Annotated in this window: 17 protein-coding genes; 6 read left to right on the forward strand and 11 right to left on the reverse strand. The window is 71.3% G+C overall.

The window, feature by feature from the left end; genetic code table 11:
• Positions 1-65 precede the first annotated feature (65 nt).
• The 5 genes from ABH937_RS34910 to ABH937_RS34930 all read right to left on the reverse strand — a co-directional run bounded on the left by ABH937_RS34910 (position 66) and on the right by ABH937_RS34930 (position 8,722).
• The gene (locus tag ABH937_RS34910; protein WP_280693458.1) at positions 66-1,604 is read right to left on the reverse strand and encodes a phage tail sheath family protein; all 1,539 of its coding nucleotides are present in this window, start codon (positions 1,602-1,604) and stop codon (positions 66-68) included.
• A gap of 151 nt (positions 1,605-1,755) precedes the next feature.
• A complete protein-coding gene (locus ABH937_RS34915; RefSeq protein ID WP_280693457.1) occupies positions 1,756-3,846 on the reverse strand; it encodes an ATP-binding protein in 2,091 nt (696 codons plus the stop codon).
• Entirely contained in the window at positions 3,843-4,595 is a 753-nt protein-coding gene (locus tag ABH937_RS34920; protein ID WP_280693456.1) for a DUF4255 domain-containing protein, read from the reverse strand. The genes ABH937_RS34915 and ABH937_RS34920 overlap by 4 nt, the downstream gene beginning before the upstream one ends.
• Entirely contained in the window at positions 4,592-7,714 is a 3,123-nt protein-coding gene (locus ABH937_RS34925; protein WP_370220597.1) for a hypothetical protein, read from the reverse strand. Before ABH937_RS34925 ends, ABH937_RS34920 begins: the two co-directional genes overlap by 4 nt.
• A 285-nt stretch (positions 7,715-7,999) precedes the next feature.
• Entirely contained in the window at positions 8,000-8,722 is a 723-nt protein-coding gene (locus ABH937_RS34930) for a LuxR C-terminal-related transcriptional regulator (RefSeq protein ID WP_370220578.1), read from the reverse strand.
• Between the two features lie 211 nt (positions 8,723-8,933).
• Between ABH937_RS34930 and ABH937_RS34935 the strand changes: the two genes are divergently transcribed.
• Positions 8,934-10,280: a hydrolytic protein gene (locus tag ABH937_RS34935; protein ID WP_370220579.1), complete on the forward strand. Its 1,347-nt coding sequence runs from the start codon at positions 8,934-8,936 to the stop codon at positions 10,278-10,280.
• A gap of 287 nt (positions 10,281-10,567) precedes the next feature.
• On the opposite strand, the gene ABH937_RS34940 is transcribed toward ABH937_RS34935, so the two are convergent.
• Together ABH937_RS34940 and ABH937_RS34945 are read right to left on the reverse strand one after the other, a co-directional pair.
• Entirely contained in the window at positions 10,568-11,152 is a 585-nt protein-coding gene (locus tag ABH937_RS34940; protein ID WP_370220580.1) for a hypothetical protein, read from the reverse strand.
• 81 nt (positions 11,153-11,233) lie between these two features.
• Positions 11,234-12,418: a helix-turn-helix domain-containing protein gene (locus tag ABH937_RS34945; protein ID WP_370220581.1), complete on the reverse strand. Its 1,185-nt coding sequence runs from the start codon at positions 12,416-12,418 to the stop codon at positions 11,234-11,236.
• Positions 12,419-12,504: 86 nt separating this feature from the next.
• Here ABH937_RS34945 and ABH937_RS34950 point away from each other — a divergent pair, with 86 nt between their 5' ends.
• Positions 12,505-13,047 carry a flavoprotein gene (locus ABH937_RS34950; RefSeq protein WP_370220582.1) on the forward strand — a complete coding sequence of 181 codons (543 nt, stop codon included), beginning with the start codon at positions 12,505-12,507 and terminating at the stop codon, positions 13,045-13,047.
• Positions 13,048-13,624: 577 nt separating this feature from the next.
• Positions 13,625-13,954, forward strand: coding sequence for an antibiotic biosynthesis monooxygenase (locus tag ABH937_RS34955; protein ID WP_280693447.1), 330 nt, complete (start codon positions 13,625-13,627; stop codon positions 13,952-13,954).
• Here ABH937_RS34955 and ABH937_RS34960 read toward each other — a convergent pair.
• Positions 13,930-14,370 carry a hypothetical protein gene (locus ABH937_RS34960; RefSeq protein ID WP_280693446.1) on the reverse strand — a complete coding sequence of 147 codons (441 nt, stop codon included), beginning with the start codon at positions 14,368-14,370 and terminating at the stop codon, positions 13,930-13,932. The two genes, ABH937_RS34955 and ABH937_RS34960, sit on opposite strands and share 25 nt — an antisense overlap.
• Positions 14,363-14,761, reverse strand: coding sequence for a helix-turn-helix domain-containing protein (locus tag ABH937_RS34965; RefSeq protein WP_280693445.1), 399 nt, complete (start codon positions 14,759-14,761; stop codon positions 14,363-14,365). The genes ABH937_RS34960 and ABH937_RS34965 overlap by 8 nt, the downstream gene beginning before the upstream one ends.
• 91 nt (positions 14,762-14,852) lie before the next feature.
• On the opposite strand from ABH937_RS34965, the gene ABH937_RS34970 reads away from it, so the two are divergent.
• The gene (locus ABH937_RS34970) at positions 14,853-15,602 is read left to right on the forward strand and encodes an SDR family oxidoreductase (protein ID WP_280693444.1); all 750 of its coding nucleotides are present in this window, start codon (positions 14,853-14,855) and stop codon (positions 15,600-15,602) included.
• 264 nt (positions 15,603-15,866) lie between these two features.
• Entirely contained in the window at positions 15,867-17,216 is a 1,350-nt protein-coding gene (locus tag ABH937_RS34975) for an MFS transporter (RefSeq protein ID WP_280693443.1), read from the forward strand.
• 92 nt (positions 17,217-17,308) lie between these two features.
• Here ABH937_RS34975 and ABH937_RS34980 read toward each other — a convergent pair whose 3' ends face one another.
• Positions 17,309-17,932, reverse strand: a complete 624-nt coding sequence (locus tag ABH937_RS34980) for an ATP-binding protein (protein WP_370220584.1) — start codon at positions 17,930-17,932, stop codon at positions 17,309-17,311.
• A gap of 211 nt (positions 17,933-18,143) precedes the next feature.
• Entirely contained in the window at positions 18,144-18,992 is an 849-nt protein-coding gene (locus ABH937_RS34985) for a patatin-like phospholipase family protein (RefSeq protein ID WP_370220585.1), read from the reverse strand.
• Positions 18,993-19,077: 85 nt separating this feature from the next.
• Between ABH937_RS34985 and ABH937_RS34990 the strand changes: the two genes are divergently transcribed.
• Positions 19,078-19,638, forward strand: a complete 561-nt coding sequence (locus tag ABH937_RS34990; RefSeq protein ID WP_370220586.1) for a TetR/AcrR family transcriptional regulator — start codon at positions 19,078-19,080, stop codon at positions 19,636-19,638.
• Positions 19,639-19,646 lie beyond the last annotated feature (8 nt).

Here is a 19,646-nt window from a genome sequence, read left to right on the forward strand (position 1 = left end):
ACTCTGCTGGTCACTGGCTGGTCACTGGCTGGTCACTGGCTGGTCAGTCGCGGGTCAGCCGCCGGTCACTCGTTGACGAGGCTCGTGCTGTCGGAGAACTGGGCCAGCCGGAACACCACGAACTCCGCGGGCTTCACCGGAGCGACCCCGATCTCGCACACCACCTGCCCGAGGTCGATGGACTCCTGCGGGTTGTTGTCGCCGTCGCACTTGACGTAGAAGGCCTGGTCGGCGGTCTGGCCGAAGAGCGCACCGCGCCGCCACTCCTCGGTCAGGAACGCGGTGATGTTGCGGCGGATGCTGGACCAGAGCCGGTCGTCGTTGGGCTCGAACACCACCCACTGGGTGCCCAACAGGATGGACTCCTCCAGGTAGTTGAAGAGCCGGCGCACGTTGAGGTAGCGCCAGGCGGGGTCCGAGGAGAGGGTCCGGGCGCCCCAGATCCGGATGCCGCGCCCGGGGAACGTACGCACGCAGTTGACGCCGATCGGGTTCAGCAGGTCCTGCTCGCCCTTGCTGATCCGGATCTCCAGGTCCACCGCGCCGCGGATGACCTCGTTGGCCGGCGCCTTGTGCACGCCGCGCTCGGCATCGCTGCGCGCCCACACCCCGGCGACGTGCCCGCTCGGCGGGACCAGCACGTTCCGGCCGCTCGCCGGGTCGAACACCTTGATCCACGGGTAGTAGAGGGTGGCGTAGCGGGAGTCGAAACCCGCCTCGTCCATCCGCCAGCCGCGCACCCGTTGGGCGTTCATGCTCGGCGGGGTGTCCAGGACGGCGATCCGGTCGCCCATCTGCTCGCAGTGCGACATCACCGCCAGTTGGACGGTCCGCACCCCTTCCGCGTCGAGGTCGCCGCGCTGGAAGGCGCTCATCAGGTCGGGCGCCGCGACCATGGTGATCTCGTCGATCGCCTCCAACCCCGCGAATCCGGTGCGGGCCGCGGCATCGCCCACGTACTCGGCCGGGTCGAGCCGGGTGCCGGGGGGCACCGGCGCCGGCGCGGCCGCGGGCGTCTCGGCGAGGGCGACGGTCTGGCGCTCCGGGCGGCTCGGCGCGGTGCCGGGCTGCTCGGTGACCGCGACGAGCTTCGACTCGCGCAGCTGGGTGACCAGATAGCCCTTGTTGTTCCGGCGGGTCGACACGTCGTACGTCTCGGCCACCTCGGTGCCCTTGCGGACCAGCAGCCGGAACCGGTCCTCCGGGACGTTCTCGCCCTCGGCGTCGGCGATCTCGACGGACACGTCGCCGCCCGCACCGGGCAGCGCCGAGAAGAGGAATCCCGCGACCGCGGTGGGCTCGGGTGCCCTGCCGACGGGGGCCGGCCCGCCGCCGACCGCCGCCCCGCCGACCCGGACGACGTAGGCGGAGCCGCCGCCGTTGGCGAAGAAGCCGTACACGGCATGGGGCAGGTACGTGCCTTCGGTGAAGCCGCCGAACGTCTGCACGTACTGGTCCCAGCTGGTCACCAGGGTGGGCTCGTGGAAGGGACCGGTCTCGGCGAAGCCGACCAGCGCGGCGACGGCCGTGCCGACTCCCTCGATCGGCCGGGCACCGGACTGGACCTCCTCCACGTACACGCCCGGGGTGAGGTACGACGGCATACTCGCTCCTTCGGTCGCCCGATCATCCGCCACCGAGTCTGCGGCCGAGCCGCCGCCGCCGACATGTCCCGTGGTCCCGGACCAGGGGCAAGAACGCTGCCCCGGCGGGCAGTACGGCGCGTACCCGGCGTCCGGCGGCGGTGCCCTCCGGTCAGTTGCCTCCCAGCCACGGCCCGAACTCGCTCTCCAGCACCAGGCGGCCGAGTTTGCGGTACTCCCGCACCACCGCGGAGACCACCTGTGCCATGCTCAGCGGCCGCCCGGTCTCGGCGGCCAGGTAGGCCGCGGTCACCGCGCACGCGCGGATGGAGCCGCCGGCGAGCTCGAAGCGCCGCGCGCAGAACTCCAGGTCGAGGTCGTCCGCGCGCGGGATCCGGGGGCCCAGGCAGCGCTCCCACAGGGCGCGTCGCCGTTCCTCGTCCGGCACGGGGAACTCCGCGATGACGTCCAGTCGCCGGGTGAACGCCTCGTCCAGGTTGGCGCGCAGATTCGTCGTCAGCACCGCGATCCCGTCGAAGGACTCCATGCGCTGCAGCAGGTAGGCCGACTCCACGTTCGCGTGGCGGTCGTGGGCGTCCTTGACCTGCGACCGCTTCCCGAAGATCGCGTCGGCCTCGTCGAACAGCAGGACGCCGTTCACCTGCGACGCCTCGGTGAAGACGCGCTCGAGGTTCTTCTCCGTCTCACCGATGTACTTGTCCACGACGGTGGAGAGGTCCACGACGTACAGCTCCATGCCGAGGTCGGCGGCGACCACCTCGGCCGACATCGTCTTGCCGGTGCCCGACGCCCCGGCGAACAGGGCGATCACCCCGCGCCCCCGACCGCCGCCCGGCCGCATCCGCCACTGGCCGAGCACCCGGTCGCGGTGCTTCGCGCGCAGGGCGAGTTCGCGCAGCTGGCGCGCGGTGGGTTCGGGCAGCACCAGGTCGTCCCACCCGACCGCCGGCTCGATCCGCCGGGCCAGGCGCGCGAGTCCGGCCCCGTTCTGCGCCCGCACCGCGGCCCGCAGGTCGTCCGCGCTCACCGAACGGCGCTCGGCCGCCGCCGTCCTGGCCGCCACATCGGCGGCTCTGGCCACCTGGTCCGCGTCCAGCTGGTACGGCGCGAGGGCCTCAACCAGCTCGCCGCTCAGCGCGGCGTGCGCGCCCTCGCCGGTCCCTTCTCGCGAGCCGCTCAACGCGCGCGCCCACTGCTCGGCGCGCTGCCCCGGGTCCGGCGGCGGGACCGCGATCACGACCGGGCTCTCCGGTGCCCAGGCCGGATCCCACGCGTGGCTGCCGTACGTGATCAGCGGAACGCCGGCGAGCTCCACGCACAGCTCGCGCAACAGCCGTGCGCGCTCGGGGCGTTCGGGTTCGATCCGGTCCAGCGGGCCCAGCACCACGCCGCTGCCGCTCAGCCGCGCCTCCCGGGCCAGCGCGCGCACGGTGGCCTCCGGGGGGCGGGTGGCGAGCGCGGCGACGTCGAGGACCAGCGGGCGGCAACCGGTGCCCGCGAGGGCGTCGACCGCCAGCCGGCCGGCGTTGCCGCCCTGGTCCAGCAGGTGCACCAGTCCGCCGCCGTTCGACGCGGCGGCGCCGATGCGGCGGGCCGGCTCTTCGGGCAGGCCGGCGCCGGCCCGGCTGACCCGGACCAACCCGCGCAACGCGCTGTCGAGTTCGTCGTCGCCGAGCAGGTGGGCCGTCACCCGGTCGGGCACCCGCAGGCCCCGGGAGAGCAGCGGGCGCTCCGGCTCGGTGATCTCCAGGAGTCCGCCGGCGATCAGCGGAGCCTGCGCGGAGAACCGGAAGCGGCCGGCGCCCGCCCCCGGCAGGCCGCACAGTTCGAGCGCCAGCCCGATGGTCGGCCGGCGCAGCGTCAGGTCGTCGTTGAGGTAGCCGTAGAGCCGTTCGAACCGGCTGTCGAGGTCGGGGGCGATCGACACCAGCAGGAGTTCGAGGTCCACCGGGAGCAGGCCGAAGGCGCCGGCGAGCCGCTCGGTCCGCGACCCGGGCGGCGGTTCCGGCGGGTCCCCGAGACCTGCGCCGGCGTAGCCCGTCGCGGCAGGGGCCGCCAGGATCCGCTCCACCGCCTCCGGGGTGAGGTACTGGCCGCGGTACGGGTCGTCCGGGTCCGGATCGTCGGCCCTGCGCTCGCGGACGGCGGCCCGCACCCGCTGCTCGACGCGGCGCAGCCGGTCCCACAGGTGATCGAGGTCGAGCGCCGGCGCGCTCTCGACCACCCCGACGTGCGGGGTCACCGCTGCGGACCGCCGCGCCGCCGGCGACCGGGCGGCAGCGGACGGTCCCGGGGCGCCGCGAAGCCCTCCGGGCCGGGATCCGTCCCGCCGCCGCGAAAGCGCAACCGACGGCTGTCGCCGGCTGCGTCGCCCTCTGACTGGCCGTCTGCGTGGTCCTCACCGGGCCCGCCGCTCGCCCCGCTCGTGTCGGTGGCGCGCAGTGCGAGCCCCTCGGTGACCGCGGGCCCCGCCGGGCTGCGCTCGCCGGCCAGCGGGGCGAGCACCCTGAGGTCGATCGAAGGCCTCAACTCCCCGCCCAGGCCTGACCAGACGTCGGACACCGACGGCAGGCCCTCGCCGCGCCCGGAGGTCTCGAGCCGGACGCCGAGCCCGAGTTGGGCAAGGGTGCCGGTGAGCAGCCGGGCGGGCAGCTCGGGCGCGGCGGTCAGGCAGCGCAGCACCTCCGAGAGCAACCGGTGCTCGTCCTGCGGTCGGTTGGTCCACGCCGTCACCAGGTAGGCCAGCTCGAACCAGCGGGGCGCGGTGCGCCAAGCCGCGACCAGGCCGTCCGCGTCGTACTCGGCGGCGGCACCGGACTGCCGGCGGGCCACCTGCTCGCGGATCGCGTAGAGGAAGACACTGACCGTCGGAGCGTTGCGCCGCGCGGCCCAGTCCCGGCTGGGCGAGTCGAAGACCAGCTCGACCCCGCCCTCCTCCAGGCCGCTCTCGGCGAGCAGCAGCCGCAGTGCCTCGTCGACCTCGTGGATCACCGCCGCTCCACCTCCCCCGGCGGGCCGATGCTGCCGGCCACCACGAGGAAGGGGCAGGTCACCGGCGAGAACCCGGGACCGCTCGCGGTGATGGTCCGTGGACCCGTCTCGTCCTTGGGCAGGATGAGCAGTTGGCCCGCGAAGGTGCCGTCGGCGGCTGGGTGGGTGGGCGCCGCTGCGGCGGTGATGCCGGGTTGCCAGGTGAACGTCACCGGCGCGCCCGGTGGGAAGTCCACGCCGCGCACCGAGGTCACGAACCCGGGCCTGCCGATCGGCGGCACCGCGACGATGCGGGGCTGCAGGATGCGCAGCGGGGTCCGCGCCACGTGGTCGCCCGGGTGGGCGTCCGTGCCGGTGGTGGTCAGGACCGCGGTGATCGTGGTCTGCAGGGCCGCGACGGGTGACAGCACCACCTGCACGACTTCGCTGCCGCCCGGGGACAGGTCGCCCAGCACGCAGGCACCGCCCGAACAGCCGGCAGGCAGCGGCTCGTTGGGGACACCCGCGGGCAGGCCGAGCGACAGGCGCAGCCCGGTCGCGGGCGCCTGGCCGCTGTTGCGCACCGTGTAGGTCAGGGTCACGTGGCCGCCGACGTATCCCGGGTTCGGCTGGGCGCCGATCGACACTCCCGGGCCGGCGTGCGGCAGGGGTGGCGCGGGCTGCGGGGACGGCGAGGGCTGCGGTGGCGGGGAGGAGGGCGGTGGCGATGTGGGCGGCGGCGACGTGGGCGGCGGTGCGGCCACGACGGGGACGACGGTCTGCGCCGCCTCGTCGCCGGGGTTCGGGTTGACGACCGTCCCGGCGACCGACCAGCCGAACGGTTGATCGCCGACCTGCGTGCCGATGACCGTGGCGGTCACCTGGACGCTCTGACCCGGCGTCAGGGTGCCCAGGTCGCAGCGCAGGGCCCCGGCATCGCACTGCCCGACCGAGGCGGTCAGCCCGCCGAGCCGGGCGCCGGTCGGCGCCGTCGCCGTCAGGACGGTGCCCGGCGAGGGAGCGGGTCCCTTGTCGGTCACGGTGATCGCCACGGTCGTGCCGCCACCGGGAGACACCGGGGGCGTGGTGGCCGGCGCGCTCAACTTCAGGTCCACCGACTGCTGGACGCTCGGCTCCTTCTGCCGCCCCGGCAGCCGCCAGTCGACGGGGGTGAGCTTGCCGGTGGCGAAGTCGTAGACCGACAGTCCCTCCGGCGAGTTCGGCGCCAGCGCCCGGCGGGAGGTGACCACCAGGTGCGAGCCGTCCGCCGTCCAGGCCGCGTCGCGGGGCTGGAACGGGCCGGTCTCGGAGGTGTCCGGCAGCGGGCGGCCGCAGGCGCCCGGGTCCTGGCTGAGCCCGGCGGGCAGGATCACCGTGCAGCCGGTGCCGGTCGACGAGGTGACCACGATGCCGTCCTGCTGGTTGAACCCGCCGTCACCGCCCTTGCGGTTGAACGCGATGTGCTGGCCGTCCGGCGAGACCACGGGGCTGTCGTCGATGACGTCGCAGGCGCCCGGACACGCCGTCAGGCTCAGGTCGGTCTGCTGGTCGAGCGCGGCGGCGGGCACGGTCCAGATGTGCTTGTTGCCGGCGTTGCCGTTGATCACCTCGGTCCTGGTGAAGGCGATCAGCTTGCCGTCCGGGGACCACGAGGGCTCGGCCTCGGACGCCTGCGGCTGGTCGGCCGGCGGTTCGACGGTGCCGACGATCGCTCCCGTCGACACCTGCGCGATCACGATCCGCCCCGGCCCGGACGCCGCTCCGACACCGCCGGGAGAGGTCCGGGTGAAGGCGATCAGTTTGCCGTCCGGTGAGAAGGCCGGGTCGGTGTCCCAGTCGTTCGGCCCGCGCCCGGCGAGGTTCATCGGCTGCGGATTCGAACCGTCGGCGCCCGCCAGCCAGATGCGTTCGATGCGGCCGGCCGGCGAATCCTCGAAGCGGGTCACCACGATCTGCCGACCGTCCGGCGTGTAGCTCTGCCGCTCGAACCACGGGTCGTACCCGGCATGGGGATTGAACAGCGGGTCGGCCGCAGGGTCGGGGTTGGTGTTGGTGTCGGCGGCCGGGTCCTCGCTGAGCACGCTGATGCCCAGGTCGCGCGGGTCCGTCCCGTCGGGAAGGACGTCCTCCACATCGGCCACGTGGGCGGTGGCCGCGGTCGTCTGTCCCACCACGGGCCCGCCGCCGGTCTGGGTGCCCAGCCAGGTCGGCGTCTCGATCAACCGGTCGTCGCTGTAGAGCGGTTGGGGCGGGGTGCAGGAACAGGTCGGGGCGCGGTACACGTGCTGGATCGCCGTCAGCGTGCCGTCGGACAGGTTGGGGCTCACGAAGAGCACCCCGCTGCCGTCGGGCAGCCAGGCAGCCGATCCGCTCTGCCAGGTGGAGCCGGTGCCGGGAAAGAACGCCCGGTCGCCGCCGGTGGGCGAGGTGAGGTGCAGCTGGGGACCGGTCTGGCCGCCCTGGTCCCAGGTGTAGACGATCTGGTTGCGGAGCGCGTCGCTGTTCACCGGATTCCACGCCGGGTCGATGGCGCTGCCGGTGGTCACGTCGGTGATCTGCCTCGCCGCACCACCGGCCAGCGGCATGACGAAGACCTGGATGTGCGCCGGGTCGGCGTCGCAGTCGTAGGCGACCCACTGGCCGTCGGGCGAGACCGTCGGATGCGTCTCATTGGACGAGGTGTCGGTCAGCCTGCGCAGCCCGGTGCCGTCGGCGTTGACCACCCACAGGTCCCGCTGGGGATTCCCGCCGCTTCCGCCGGGCTCCAGCGCGTCGAACACGACGGCCTTGCCGTCCGGGGTCAGCGTCGGGTCGGCGGTGTCCATGCCGGTGGTGAGCTCGTGCACCCCGCCGGACGCGTCGCGCAGGTACACCTGGGGCAGTGGGCTGTCCCGCAGGCTGGTGAAGACCAGCAGGCTGCCGCGGGCCGAGGGGTCCACGTCGAAGTGGACGGGACCGAGCCCGAACAGTGGTGTGCTCGACGTCGCACCCGTCACGCGCGCCAGGCTGCGGTGGTCCGTGCCGGCGAAGACGGTCCGCCCGGCGGCCGGCGCGGCCCCGGCGGCCACCGGGGCCCGGCCGTTGCCCGGCCCGCCGGGGTTCGCAGTGCCCAGCGTCAGCACGGCCGCCGCCACGGACAGCAGGACCGCGACGGCTGCTCGTGCCGAGCGCCGGATGGAGCGGGGAGTACCGGGGGCCGGAGTACCGGGGGCCGGAGTACCGGGGGCCGGAGTACCGGGGGCGGGAGTACCGGGGGCGCCGATCACGCTCAACCTCACAGACCGAGAAGGGCGTTGCTCCCGGCAGTCTCCCCGGCCCGGGTGGGCGGGGACAGGCCCCGGATACCCGAGCCGGGGGTAACGGGCGGTGTCCCTGAGGGCAATCCGCCGCTGCGCCACCGGCTCGGATACGGCTGCGCTGCGGGCTCAGATCAGGCCGTGGCGCATGGCGTACCCCACCGCGTGGGCGCGGTTGCGCAGTCCCAGCCGGGTGATGATCTCGTGCAGCACGTTCTTGACCGTGCGTTCGGAGTAGGCGGTCTGCGCGGCGATCTCGGCCGTGTCGAGACCGTCGGCGACCAGCCGGAGCATCTCCGCCTCGCGGGTCGTCAGGGTCGACAGGGACAGGCCCCTCGGGTCGAGCATGCTGCGCTGGAGGCTCCCGACCCGGTCGAGCAGCGTGCCGAGCAGGTCGCCGGGCATCACGCCCTCACCGTTGGCCAGCGCGGTGATCAGATGCACCAGCCGGTCCTGGTCGGCCTCCGACCTGCGCAGGACGGCGGTGACGCCGCACTCGATGATGGTCTGCAGCCCGCCCGCCTCGAAGTGGCCCACCACCAGCCCGGTCCGGCTCGACGTGCTGAGGCGCAGCCGGCGCAGGCGTTCGGTCACCGCCTCGTTCAGCGTGTCGACCACCATCAGGGAGACCTGGGCCCGCCCGGCCTCGCCGTCGCTGAGCAGCTCCACCTCAGGGCGCTGCCGCAGCTGATGCACGACACCGGTCTGCAGGATGATGTCCTCCGCGTACAGCGCCACCGGCACCCGGCTCGGCTTGACGCGCACCTCGGCGGCCGCGGCGACCGCGGGGATTCGGGCATGGCCGATCCGCGTCGCCACGGCCGCCTCATGGGTTGTCTCGATCGACGTCATCAACTGTTCCGTTCTACCTGTGCGCCGCCGGTGGACTTGTGGTGCGGACGACTGGACCGCCACGTCACGGGGTCGGGCCTGAAGCGTGCCTGAGCGCGTGGCGACGGCGTCGCCGGGCAGCACCGGGTCTGCTCTCGCGGGCAAGGCGCGTGCCCACGGCTTGCCCGCGCGTCCCTCTGCGCGGGGTGTCCGGCGGTCCTACCGTCGCGGTATGACCACATCCGCCGAACTCGGCCTGCCCGCGCTGACGGTGTCGCCCGGAGGCGTGGTGACGACGACTCTGACGGTACGCAACGAGACCGACATCGTGGAGGCGTACGCGCTGGAAGTGGTCGGAGCCTGCGCCCCGTGGACGACGGTCGAGCCGGCCCGCGTCTCCCTCTACCCGGGCACCTCCGAGACGGTGACGGTGCGCCTCGCGCCGCCCCGCTCCCCCGACGTGCGGGCCGGCGAATTCCCGCTCGGCATCCGGGTGTTGCCCGCCGAGCGCCCCGAGCTCGTGACGGTTCCCGAGACCACGGTGACCGTCACGCCCTTCCACGAACTGCGCGCCGCGCTCGCACCCCGCCGCCGCCGCGGCTGGCTCCGCGCGCGCTACCGCGCCTCGGTGCGGAACCTGGGGAACGCGGTCACCACGGTGACGTTCACCCCCGGCCAGGCCGGCGAGGAGCTGCGCTTCCGGGTCACCCCGGACCGCGTGCGACTCGAACCCGGCGAGTCGGCTGAGGCCGGAGTCCGGGTCCGCACCCGCAGGTTGATCTGGTTCGGCAAGCCGGTCACCCGGGCCTTCGAGATCGCCGTCGGCCGGGCCGCGGCCGCCCCGGCGGGCGAGGCCACTGCCACTGCCACTGCCACTGCCACTGCCGACGAGCAGGGCGGCCTCTCGTCGGCCGACCTGCAGCAGTCGCTGAACGGTGAGTTCGTCCAGCTCTCGATCTTCCCCAGGTGGCTGCTCGTGCTGCTCGCGGCGCTGATCGCGCTGCTGCTGGCCTGGTTCGCCCTGGTGCGGCCCACGGTGCAGAGCTCCGCGAAGCAGGCCGCCCAGCAGGCCGTCGATCAGAAGGCCTCGGCCTGGCCGAGTCCTCCCGCCGGCACAGCCCCGACGGGCTCGGCCGGCGGGAACACGGGCGGCAAGCCGGGATCCGGACAGCCGAGCGGCGGCACCGGCGGCGGCCCGGCGGCAGCCGGAGGTGGAGCCGGCCAGCAGAGCTCCGCCACGATCGACGTGCAGACCGCCGGCGGCGCCGCCGCGGTGGGCAGCTACCAGGTGCCGAAGGGCAAGGTCTTCGGCATCACCGACATCGTTGTCGCCAACTTCCAGGGCGACCAGGGTCTGATCACCATCAAGTTCGGCGATCAGACGATCACGACCATCGCCTTGGAAACCTTCCGCAACCAGGACTACCACTGGGTGACTCCCATCGAGGTCTCCGAGGACCAGACGGTGACGGCGAGCGTGACCTGCCAGCAGCCGGGCACGCCTGCCTCGGGGAAGCAGGCGTCCGGATGCCACGAACTGCTCAACGTCAGCGGAGAACTGATCGATACCAAGGGCTGATCCGAATCGGCGTCCAGGGCATCCCTCCCCCCTCCGGGCAAACGGGCAGCGATCGGCGAGCAGCGGGCAGCTGGTCCGCACGTCCCGGGCGCTCCTGGGGAGTCGCCCGGCCCCCTTCGGCGGGCGGTCGGTTCATCCGCGCAATCACCACTGCCCCTTCGCCCTCACCCTTACACCGAAGGCCTGCCGATACGTGGCCCGGTGACGTGGGACTGCCCGCGCGGGGCAGCCGGCGTGTCCTCTGCGAACAGCGAAGTCTGCCCTTTGGGCGCGTGGCTGACGTACAGTCATCCCAGGTGTAGCGTAACGATGTTGCCCGTCCAGGGCGGTCGCGAGAGCCGCACCGCACAGCGAGTCGTGCTGAGGACGGACGCGGAAGTCTGATCGGCGGTCAGGCCACCCGGGTCAACCGGCGTACGACCAGCGGAGCGGCAGGCCGAGCTCGGCGGCCAGGTGGTCGGTGACTCCGCCACAGCAGCGGTGCGCATCAGGTCCCGGGCACGCCGTAGCAGGCACGCATCCACCAGAGCGCCCGGATCGTCCGGATCGGGCGGGACGATCCAGAATGGCCCGGGCAGCCCCAGCGCCGTTCGGCCCGGCACCGTGACGAACGAACCAGCCGCCAGCAGGCGCTCATGGGTCCATGACAGCGGCGAGGAAAGTGGGATGAGGAAGTACATCCGGGGCCGGCCGGAGCTGTCCCAGATAACCGGGCCGAGGCGCGGTCTTGAAGGCTGGTCGAGGATTTCCAAGGCTGCAAGGCCGATGTACTGAGGGACGGCGACCGCGTCCCAGAACTGGCCGGCCGCAACGGCCTCAACCGTGCCCTCCGGAGGAATCCATCGCGCGGTGGCGCGCTCCATCACGTGCACTGCTGCTCCTGACTGGTGGTCTGCCAGTAGAAGCGTGCCGGGCTGCAAGGAAGCCAACTATCACGACTTGGTGATAGTGGGTCAGATCCCTAGCCAGGCAGCGAATCCGGTGATGCTGTCGGGCACGGTCCGGCGGGCACGCACGATGGCGAACATCGTCTCCCGTACCGTCGGGCTGTGCCGTGACTGCTGGGGAGCGAGCTCGCGCGCCCGTAGAAGGTTCTGGAATGCCGCGTCGTGCTTGTTGGTCCACAGCAGTGCCCGGGCGATCTCCGCATGATGTCGAGCAGTCCTGCTGGCAGGCCAGTCGGTTGGGACGGTGATGGTAGAGGCGACCTGGAGAGCCTCTAGGTAGAGGCATTGGTCGATCAAGGCGCTGGTCCGGTGGACGGACACATTGGTGGGCCCGAAGGTCAGCCACCTGACACGGTGGATCTCGCCTACCTTGTTGGCAATGCGGTCTGCGGCGGCCAATTGCTGCTCTGCCTCGTCCCGTTGCCCAGCGCGGGCGGCCAGGACCGCTGATCCGAGGTGCAGTTGCCCGGTCACGGCTTCCCTCTCAAGCCCGTCGGCGGCCTGAGTGGCGAGCTGTCTGCCGGCCTCCGCGATGCGCATCCCAGTGCGGTACTGGCCGGCCCGCAGGTAGGCCAGGGAGCGCAAGTATTGGCGAGTGCTGGCACTGACAGCATCGGATGCCCGTTCGGATGCCCAAGCCATGCGGTCCAGGGCGAGGGCCGAGAGGTCATGGAATCCGAGCTTATGGGCGATGTCATACGCGGAGCGGTAGGTGCTGGCTAGGGCCTGCCACAGGCGATCGTCTGGGGCCGTATAGGCGGCGCTCGTAATTTCGGCGATCAGGCCAGCGAGCTCTGCAGCGACAGTCCGCAGGTCGCCACCACGGATCAGGCCGCACATACGATCCGCATCCGCCGTCAGCTGCTGGATCGAGCGAATCGGCAGGTCAGCGTCGGCACCGAGGTCAAACAGGTCCAGGGCCTCGCGAATCGGCTGGATCAACCCGTCCAGCTGGTCTTGGCAGAGCGCGTCCAAGTATGGCTGACCGGTGAGATCAGCGACCGACACCGACAGCGCCCGTGCAAGCGTGGCGAGAACTGGAGGGCTCGCCGGCTTGTCGCCCTGCTCGATCTTGAACATGAGGCTGTAGCTGATGTTCGCTCTGTCGGCGAGGCCTCGCTGGGTGAAGTGGCGAACTTTGCGGAACGCGGCGATACGGGCGCCGACGCTGTCAGGATCTGGATTGGCCATGGCGGATCCCCTGGTCTGACTACCGAGCGCTCTGACGATACCCCTGAACGTGGTCGCCGTGATCCAAATCTCGTACTGTCAACAGCATGCCGACTGATCGAGTGCTCTATCTGTTGGGGTCCGCAGCACCGCCCGTGCTCGACCTCGCACCAGTTGTCGAGCAGGCCCAGGCCGATGGGTGGAGTGTGTGCCTGGGGTTGACGCCAACAGCGGCCGACTGGCTGGCTGGTGACCTCGCCGGGCTGGAGCGCCTCACCGGCCACCCTGTACGCAGCCGCCACCGACGCCCGGGCGAGCCCGATGTCTGGCCTCCGGCTACGGCCGCGCTGCTGGCACCGGCCACCTTCAACACCCTGAACTCGTGGGCGCTTGGCCTCACCTCCTCGTTCGTCGTCGGCTTCGCAGCCGAGGCCATCGGGAAGAGGATCCCGCTGGTGACCATGCCGTGCGTGAACTCTGCGCTCCTCGCGCATCCGCAGTTCGAACAGAGCATCGCCGTGCTCCGGTCCGCAGGCGTGCGCGTCCTGCTGGGCGACGACGGGTTCGTGCCGAACACGCCTGGCCAGGGCAACCCGCGCGCGTATCCATGGAACGCGGCACTGGCCGCGGTTCGTGATGCGATCATCTGATGCCATGGTCGAGGCAGGCGAGTGAATCGTCTGCCGGGAGGAGATCACGTGCCGATCGAGGCCGAACTGAAAGCCGTCGTCCGCGACCCCGAAGCGGTGATGGATCAGCTGGAGAGCTGATGGATGCGCCGAGAGTCCGGGCCGATCGCAGCTCCCTCGTAGGGGGTCTCACGAAGGCTGGCGGTAAGGCCCGCAGCCTCGGCGAGGTGCATGTGCGCGACACTGGCATCGCGCATCCGGCCCGCGACGACCGCAGCACGCATGTGGAGAGCCCCGATGGCCGCCTGCAGTGGTTCGGTGGCAGCCGGAGCCGCGTCTACGGCTCCCTGCAGCGCCCGCAAGCCGACCGGGAGTATCCCGCTCGCGAAGAACACCTCAGTCCGAACGTAGGCGGCCGTCGCTTCGAGGGCTCGGTCTTCGGAGCGTTGCTGCTCGGCCGCTGCCAGGATCGCCCGGTCCAGCTCCGGGTTTCTCGGCCGCCCTACAGGACGCGCTGTGACAGATCTCACTCCGTACCCTCCTGGCGGGCATCATATTCTGACGGTCCATCAGAAGGTAAACAACCCCAGGGACTTCCATGACCGCCGACTCGATCCCCTCGACCGCAGTCGTCCGCGTCTCACGCGGCAACTTCGATCCCGCCCGGTTCCCGGAAGTTCAGGCGGCGACCGCGGCGATCAGCGGCTTCCTGATTCCGGCCATCAAGGCACTGCCCGGCCTGATCAGCTACCACTGGGCGACCTCGCCCGACGGTTCCCTGGTCAACGTCAGCGTCTGGGAGTCCGAGGAGCACGCGGAGCAGATGAGCCGGCTCAAGGAGATGACCGTGGATGCCCGGGCGATAACCGAGAAGGCCGGCGTCACCTTCATCCCCATCGTCAACTACCCGATCGACTGGACCATCTGACCGCTCCCAGGGGGTATCGGGAACTGTCGCGCTGGGCACCGATCGGCTGACCGGCAACGCCTGCATACGGTGTCCGATAGGTCCGCGGGGTCCGACAGGTCCGCCACGACGGAGACCGTGCGGCCGCCGGGCCGTGCGGCGATCTCCGCCTCAACCGCGCGGAGCTTGTCCGGGTCGCGGCCGCCGAGCACGACCGTGCCGTGCTCGGCGAGCCGCTGGTGGGTGTGGTGTTGCTCATGCCTGCTTCTTCCTGACGTTCGGTCAGCTCGTGTTCGCTTCGGGACGGTGGTCCCGGCCAGCACGCGCCAGACGGCGGCGAAGGCAAGCCGATTGTGCGACTCGGCCTCGGCCGGTTCGCGGATCATGGCGTCGATGGCCTCTTCCGCTGTCGCGTTGGCCAGGGTCAGGTCAGGCAAGATGGCTGTCGTAGTGCTCCTGAGCGGCGAGGAGCTCGTCTCCGTGCCGGCCGAACCAGCGGATGAGATCGGTCAGCGGTCCGGCCAGGCTGGTGCCGAGTTCCGTCAGGCTGTAGGTGACCTGGGGCGGGTTGGTGGGCGCGACCTGGCGGGCGACAAGTCCGGCCCGGGCCAGCGCTTTGAGGTTCTGCGACAGCATCTTCTGGCTGATGCCACCGACTCGCGCGTGCAGCTGCGCGAAGCGGTGCGGGCCGGCGATGAGGGCCGACACGATCAGCGTCGCCCAGCGGCTCGTCGTCTGATCGATGATCGGCCTGAGCGGGCACTTGTTGTCGAAGGTGTCATGGGCCAGGAGCCTGGCGGCCGTCGCGACCTGCTCTGTTTCCAACATGCCAGCAGCTTACAAAAAAGTATGTACTTCCCAATAGTAATCAGCTTTCCTACGGTGACTTCTGCACGCACCAACGTTCCAAGGAGTCACTGTGAGCAGCAACAACGCACGTACGGCGATCGTCACAGGTGCATCGAAGGGCCTGGGCGCGGGGATCGCCCAGGCCCTGGCCGAGACCGGCACAGCCGTCGTGGTGAACTACCGGACGGATGCGCAGGGCGCCGAGCGAGTCGTCACGGGCATCACCGCCAACGGCGGCCGGGCGATGGCGGTCCAGGCGGACGTGGCCAGCAGCGACGACGTGCGCCGTCTGTTCGACCGGGCGCGCGAGGCGTACGGCCCGGTCGACGTGCTGGTGAACAATGCGGCCGTCGTCAACTTCGCACCGCTGTCGGACATCACCGAGGACGAGTTCCAGCGTGAGATGACCACGAACCTCCTGGGCACCATCCTCACCACCCAGGCCTTGGCCGCGCAGGACGACATCGCGGCCGCGTCGATCATCAACGTCTCGACGGCCGGCACGGTCACCCACCCTCCGTACGCCTCGCTCTACGTCGCGTCCAAGAGCGCCGTCAACGCCTTCACCATCGTTGCGGCCAAGGAACTGGGCCCGCGCGGCATCCGTGTCAACGCGATCATGCCCGGCCCGTCGGACACCGAGGGCAGCAGGGCCATGGGATACGCCGGGTCGGATCAAGAAGCGCAGGCGATCGCCGCCACTCCCCTGGGCCGCACGGGCACCCCCGACGACTACGGCCCGCTGGTGGCCTTCCTGGCCTCCGACGACGCGCGCTGGATCACCGGGGACGTCATCCTCGCTTCCGGCGGCATGCGCTGACGCCCCCGTTCTTCAGGCGCCCCTGTTCTTGAGGGGCGCCGTTCTTGAGGGGCGCCGTTCTTGTCCGCGTCCGCGTCCGCTACAGCGTGCCGCGCAGGCGGGTTGTCGCTGGCACAACCATGGTTGCGATCTGCAGACCTTCCTTGTTCTCCGCAACGCCCGACCGTAGGTTCATGCCTGCCCCGGATGGCCAGCCCGCGCCTCGCGCCACCGTCCGCCCAGAGCTACCGCGGGCCACTGAACATCTGATGACAAGGAACTGACATGGCAACGACGCCCGTCGGCGAACGAACGACCCCGCCCCAGCTCTCCGTTGCCGATCGCGACCGCAAGCGGCTACTGCTCAAGCTGAAGCTCGCCACCCAGATCGGTGAGGGCCTCGACGGCTACATCATCGGCGGCATCGGCATGGCCCTCGCCGCGCTGACCACCGCCCTGCACGTCTCCACGCTGTGGCAGGGCCTGATCGGCGCCTCCCCGCTGATCGGCATCTTCGTCGGCGGCCCGGTCTTCGGCTGGCTGGCCGACAAGCTCGGGCGGCGCCCGATCTTCCTCATCGACATGGTGGTCTTCCTCATCGGATCGATCGCCCAGTTCTTCGTCGTGGACGGCGTGCAACTGTTCGTGATCCGGCTGATCATGGGCATCGCCATCGGCGGCGAGTACGCGATCGGCGCCCCGCTGCTCTCCGAGTACGCCCCCAGCCGCAACCGCGGCCGCCTGCTGGCCAGTCTGGAAGTCAGCTGGTACGTCGGCTACATGGTCGCCACCATCGTCGGCGCGGCCCTGGCCGACGTGAACGGCGGCTGGCGCTGGACGCTCGGCAGCAGCGCGATCATCGCCGTGGCCTGTCTGGCGCTGCGCGGCGGCGTCCCGGAGTCGGCGCGCTGGCTGCTCAGCAAGGGCCGCCGCGCGGAGGCCGAGGAGCTGATCGCCAGGTACGGCATGGAGATCGACGTCGAGGCCGAGGTCGCCGACGGCGAGACCAAGGACAGCTTCCGCGCCCTGTTCAGTCGCGAGCACATCCGCAGCACCGTCTTCTCCAGCGCCTTCTGGGCCTTCCTGGTGCTGCCCTACTTCGCGATCGGCACGTTCTGGTCGAAGGTCTTCGACGCCCTCGGTCTGGGCAGCGACGCCACCATGGCGCTGCTGGTCTACTCGGTCACCGCCGTGCTGGGCGTCGCCCTCGGGACCGCGGTCGTCGACCGGATCGGCCGCCGCAAGCTGCTGATCCCGCCGTTCTGGATCACCGCCGCGAGCCTGGCCGTGGTCGCGCTGTGGCCGAGCTCCACCCCGGTCGTCGTCATCGGCTTCCTCTTCTTCATCTTCCTGAACGCCATGTCCAGTGCGCTGACGGCGGTTTACCCACTGGAGGTCTTCCCGACCTCCATCCGGACCACCGGCGTGGGCTTCGCCGCCGCCATGAGCCGCGTCGGCGCCGCCATCGGCACCTTCCTGCTGCCGATCGGCCTCAACCACTTCGGCGTCCAGTTCGTGATGTGGACGGGCGCCGGCGTCCTGGCCCTCGGCGGCCTGATCTCGCACTTCCTGGCCCCGGAGACCACCCACCTGGACCTCGCCCAGGCCGCCCGCACCGCGCGCTCGCACAGCTGACGCACGCACCGAACCGGGTCGGCACGGACCGGGACGCCCGCCGTCGCGACAAGCCTTGTCGCGACGGCGGGCGTCGTTTGCGCGCGGGATGCTCAATCGGCTTCGTGACAGACCTCGACCGAAAGTTCTCGCCACGAAGCAGTCAGCTGCACCGGATCGATGACTGCGGGCGCACCGTCGGCCCGGACAGTCCCGTCCGGACGGAAGTGAACCGTCGTCCCGGTCGCGTCGCTGCCGGGGATGGGCACCAGGCTGGTGACCGGCACGCCGTGTTCGTATCGTTGCGTCCAGGCGCCGTCGCGGCGGCGGTTGGTATGGACGAGCCATTCACTCAATGCTGCGACGACGGAGATGCCGCGGCGTGGATGCCCGTCGGGAAGTAGCTGCGCGTCAGGAGAGTCGAAGAACCGCAGGTCCTTCGTCGCCATGACCGGCTTCCTCACCACGCGGCCACGGTCATCGACACGGGTGGCGGTGCCGCGGCCGCCGTCGGACACGGACACTGAGCCATCGCGGTGGAAGGTGACCACGCACCGGCCGCCGTTGTTGGCCTCCGCCTCGTCGGCCGCGTAGGCGATGACCTCAAGAACCAGGTGCCGCAAGCCGCCAGGGGCGAAGCTAGCCGGATCCCGGCGGATGCGTGCGAGATGGTCGCCGTCCACAGCGATCGCCCAATCATGCGTCGTGTTCTGCGGCAGGCTCGTTGGATTGTCCATCCGAACAGTCTTCCAACCGGAGGCGGCGGACTCCAGCCCGTCTCCGACAGTCAGACCATGACGGCATGTCAAACAGGTCCTACGGCAACAGGCTCCGGCTCGCACCGGCCCAGCCTGCAGCGCCTTGGGGCCAGTTCGCCGCTGTCCCGTCGGAGGGGTCGGCCCACGTGGCGACTCACCACCGCCCACGCATCACCGACCTGATCGGCAGTCAGCCCGCGTCGGCCTCCGCCCTCCACATGGAGCGGAGCTGCCCGCCGAGATCGCCGGCCTGGCGGAGCCCCGCCCGGTAGGCCGGTTCCCAAGCCGCCAGGTCGCCCGGGTCCGAGCCGAAAGCGCGGACCGAGGCCGGATCGGGGCCGATGGTCACCACGGTGTCCGCCCCCACGGCCGCCAGCTGCTGGTCGAGTGCCTCGCGGGGAAACAGGTGCGCCATCGGCTCGACCACGACCAGCGTGCGGGCGCCGGCCGCGAGGTCGGCGTTGGTGCCCGACCGCAGCGCACCGTCCATGTACCGCCGGCCGTCGATGGCGACGGGCGGCGCGGCCCCGGGGAAGGCGCTGCTCGCCGCCACCGCGTGCACCAACGGCACGCCACTGGCGCGGTCCCACACCGCGGGCTCACCGGTGGTCGCGTCCACGGCGGTGATCAGCAGTCGCCGCTCCGGCCACGCGTCCGCACCGATCAAGGCGGCGCGCCCCGCGATCAGCGCCTCATCGGCCTGGGGGTCGGTGCCGTCGAGCGCGAGCCGGCCGACACGGCGCCTGGCCTCGCCGGGATCCAGACTGCGGTCGCCCAGCACGGCGAACACCGCACCCATCCGTGCGGGGTCCGCCTTGAGCCGGTGAGCGGGCTGGCGATGCGAGGCCGCGAGCCGCCCCGGGTCCTGGCCGGTGGCGAGCAACGCGCCGACGATCGCGCCGGCCGACGTGCCGACGATCAGGTCGGCCTCGCCCAGATCCACGCCGTCGCGGCGCAACCCGTAAGCCAGCCCGGCCGTCCAGGCCGTGCCGACGTGACTTCCGGGGCCCAGCACGAGTGCTCGGTCGAAGGTGTGCACAGTGGTCTCCCCTCGTTATTGAAACAGTCGTACCATATACTCGCTGACGCTGTTTCAATTCCGAGCCGCTGAGAGGAGATCCACCGTGGGGCGACCCGCAGATCCCGCCCGGCGCGAGCGCACGCTGGCACGGGCGACCGACTACGTGCTGACCCACGGGCTGGCCGGGCTGAGCCTGCGTCCGCTGGCCACAGCCCTCGACACCAGCCCACGGATGCTGCTCTACGACTTCGGCAGCAAACAGGAGTTGGTCGCCGCGGTCCTCGCCGAGGCCCGCCGCCGAGGTGCGACACGCCTGGCCGAGCACCTTCCGGCGGCGACGGGCTCCGTGCAGGAGCGGCTGCGCGGCATCTGGGCGTGGATCAGCGCGGACGAACGTGCACCGTTCGTCCGGCTGTTCTTCGAGGTGCACGCGGACGGCCTGGTCCACCCCGAGAACTACCCCGACCAAGGCCAGGCGATCACCGACTGGTTCGACACTCTCGGTGCCACGTTCCGGGACGTCTCCACCGGTCCTGACGACACCGTCACGCCCACGTTGGTCATGGCCGTCATCCGGGGCCTGCTGTTCGATCTCACGGCCACCGGCGACCGCCACCGCACCGATCGTGCGCTGGACCGCTTCGCCGAACTCCTGGGGCGGTGAACGCCCGA

It is taken from the genome of Kitasatospora sp. GAS1066B (genome assembly GCF_041262605.1).
Taxonomy (GTDB): Bacteria; Actinomycetota; Actinomycetes; order Streptomycetales; family Streptomycetaceae; genus Kitasatospora.

Excerpts from the sequence above, each read along its gene's own strand:
- ABH937_RS34950 (WP_370220582.1), top strand. The coding sequence starts at position 12,505 with ATGCCGACTGATCGAGTGCTCTATCTGTTGGGGTCCGCAGCACCGCCC.
- ABH937_RS34965 (WP_280693445.1), bottom strand. The coding sequence starts at position 14,761 with ATGTTGGAAACAGAGCAGGTCGCGACGGCCGCCAGGCTCCTGGCCCAT.
- ABH937_RS34930 (WP_370220578.1), bottom strand. The coding sequence starts at position 8,722 with ATGACGTCGATCGAGACAACCCATGAGGCGGCCGTGGCGACGCGGATC.
- ABH937_RS34910 (WP_280693458.1), bottom strand. The coding sequence starts at position 1,604 with ATGCCGTCGTACCTCACCCCGGGCGTGTACGTGGAGGAGGTCCAGTCC.
- ABH937_RS34980 (WP_370220584.1), bottom strand. The coding sequence starts at position 17,932 with ATGGACAATCCAACGAGCCTGCCGCAGAACACGACGCATGATTGGGCG.
- ABH937_RS34955 (WP_280693447.1), top strand. The coding sequence starts at position 13,625 with ATGACCGCCGACTCGATCCCCTCGACCGCAGTCGTCCGCGTCTCACGC.
- ABH937_RS34975 (WP_280693443.1), top strand. The coding sequence starts at position 15,867 with ATGGCAACGACGCCCGTCGGCGAACGAACGACCCCGCCCCAGCTCTCC.
- ABH937_RS34945 (WP_370220581.1), bottom strand. The coding sequence starts at position 12,418 with ATGGCCAATCCAGATCCTGACAGCGTCGGCGCCCGTATCGCCGCGTTC.
- ABH937_RS34935 (WP_370220579.1), top strand. The coding sequence starts at position 8,934 with ATGACCACATCCGCCGAACTCGGCCTGCCCGCGCTGACGGTGTCGCCC.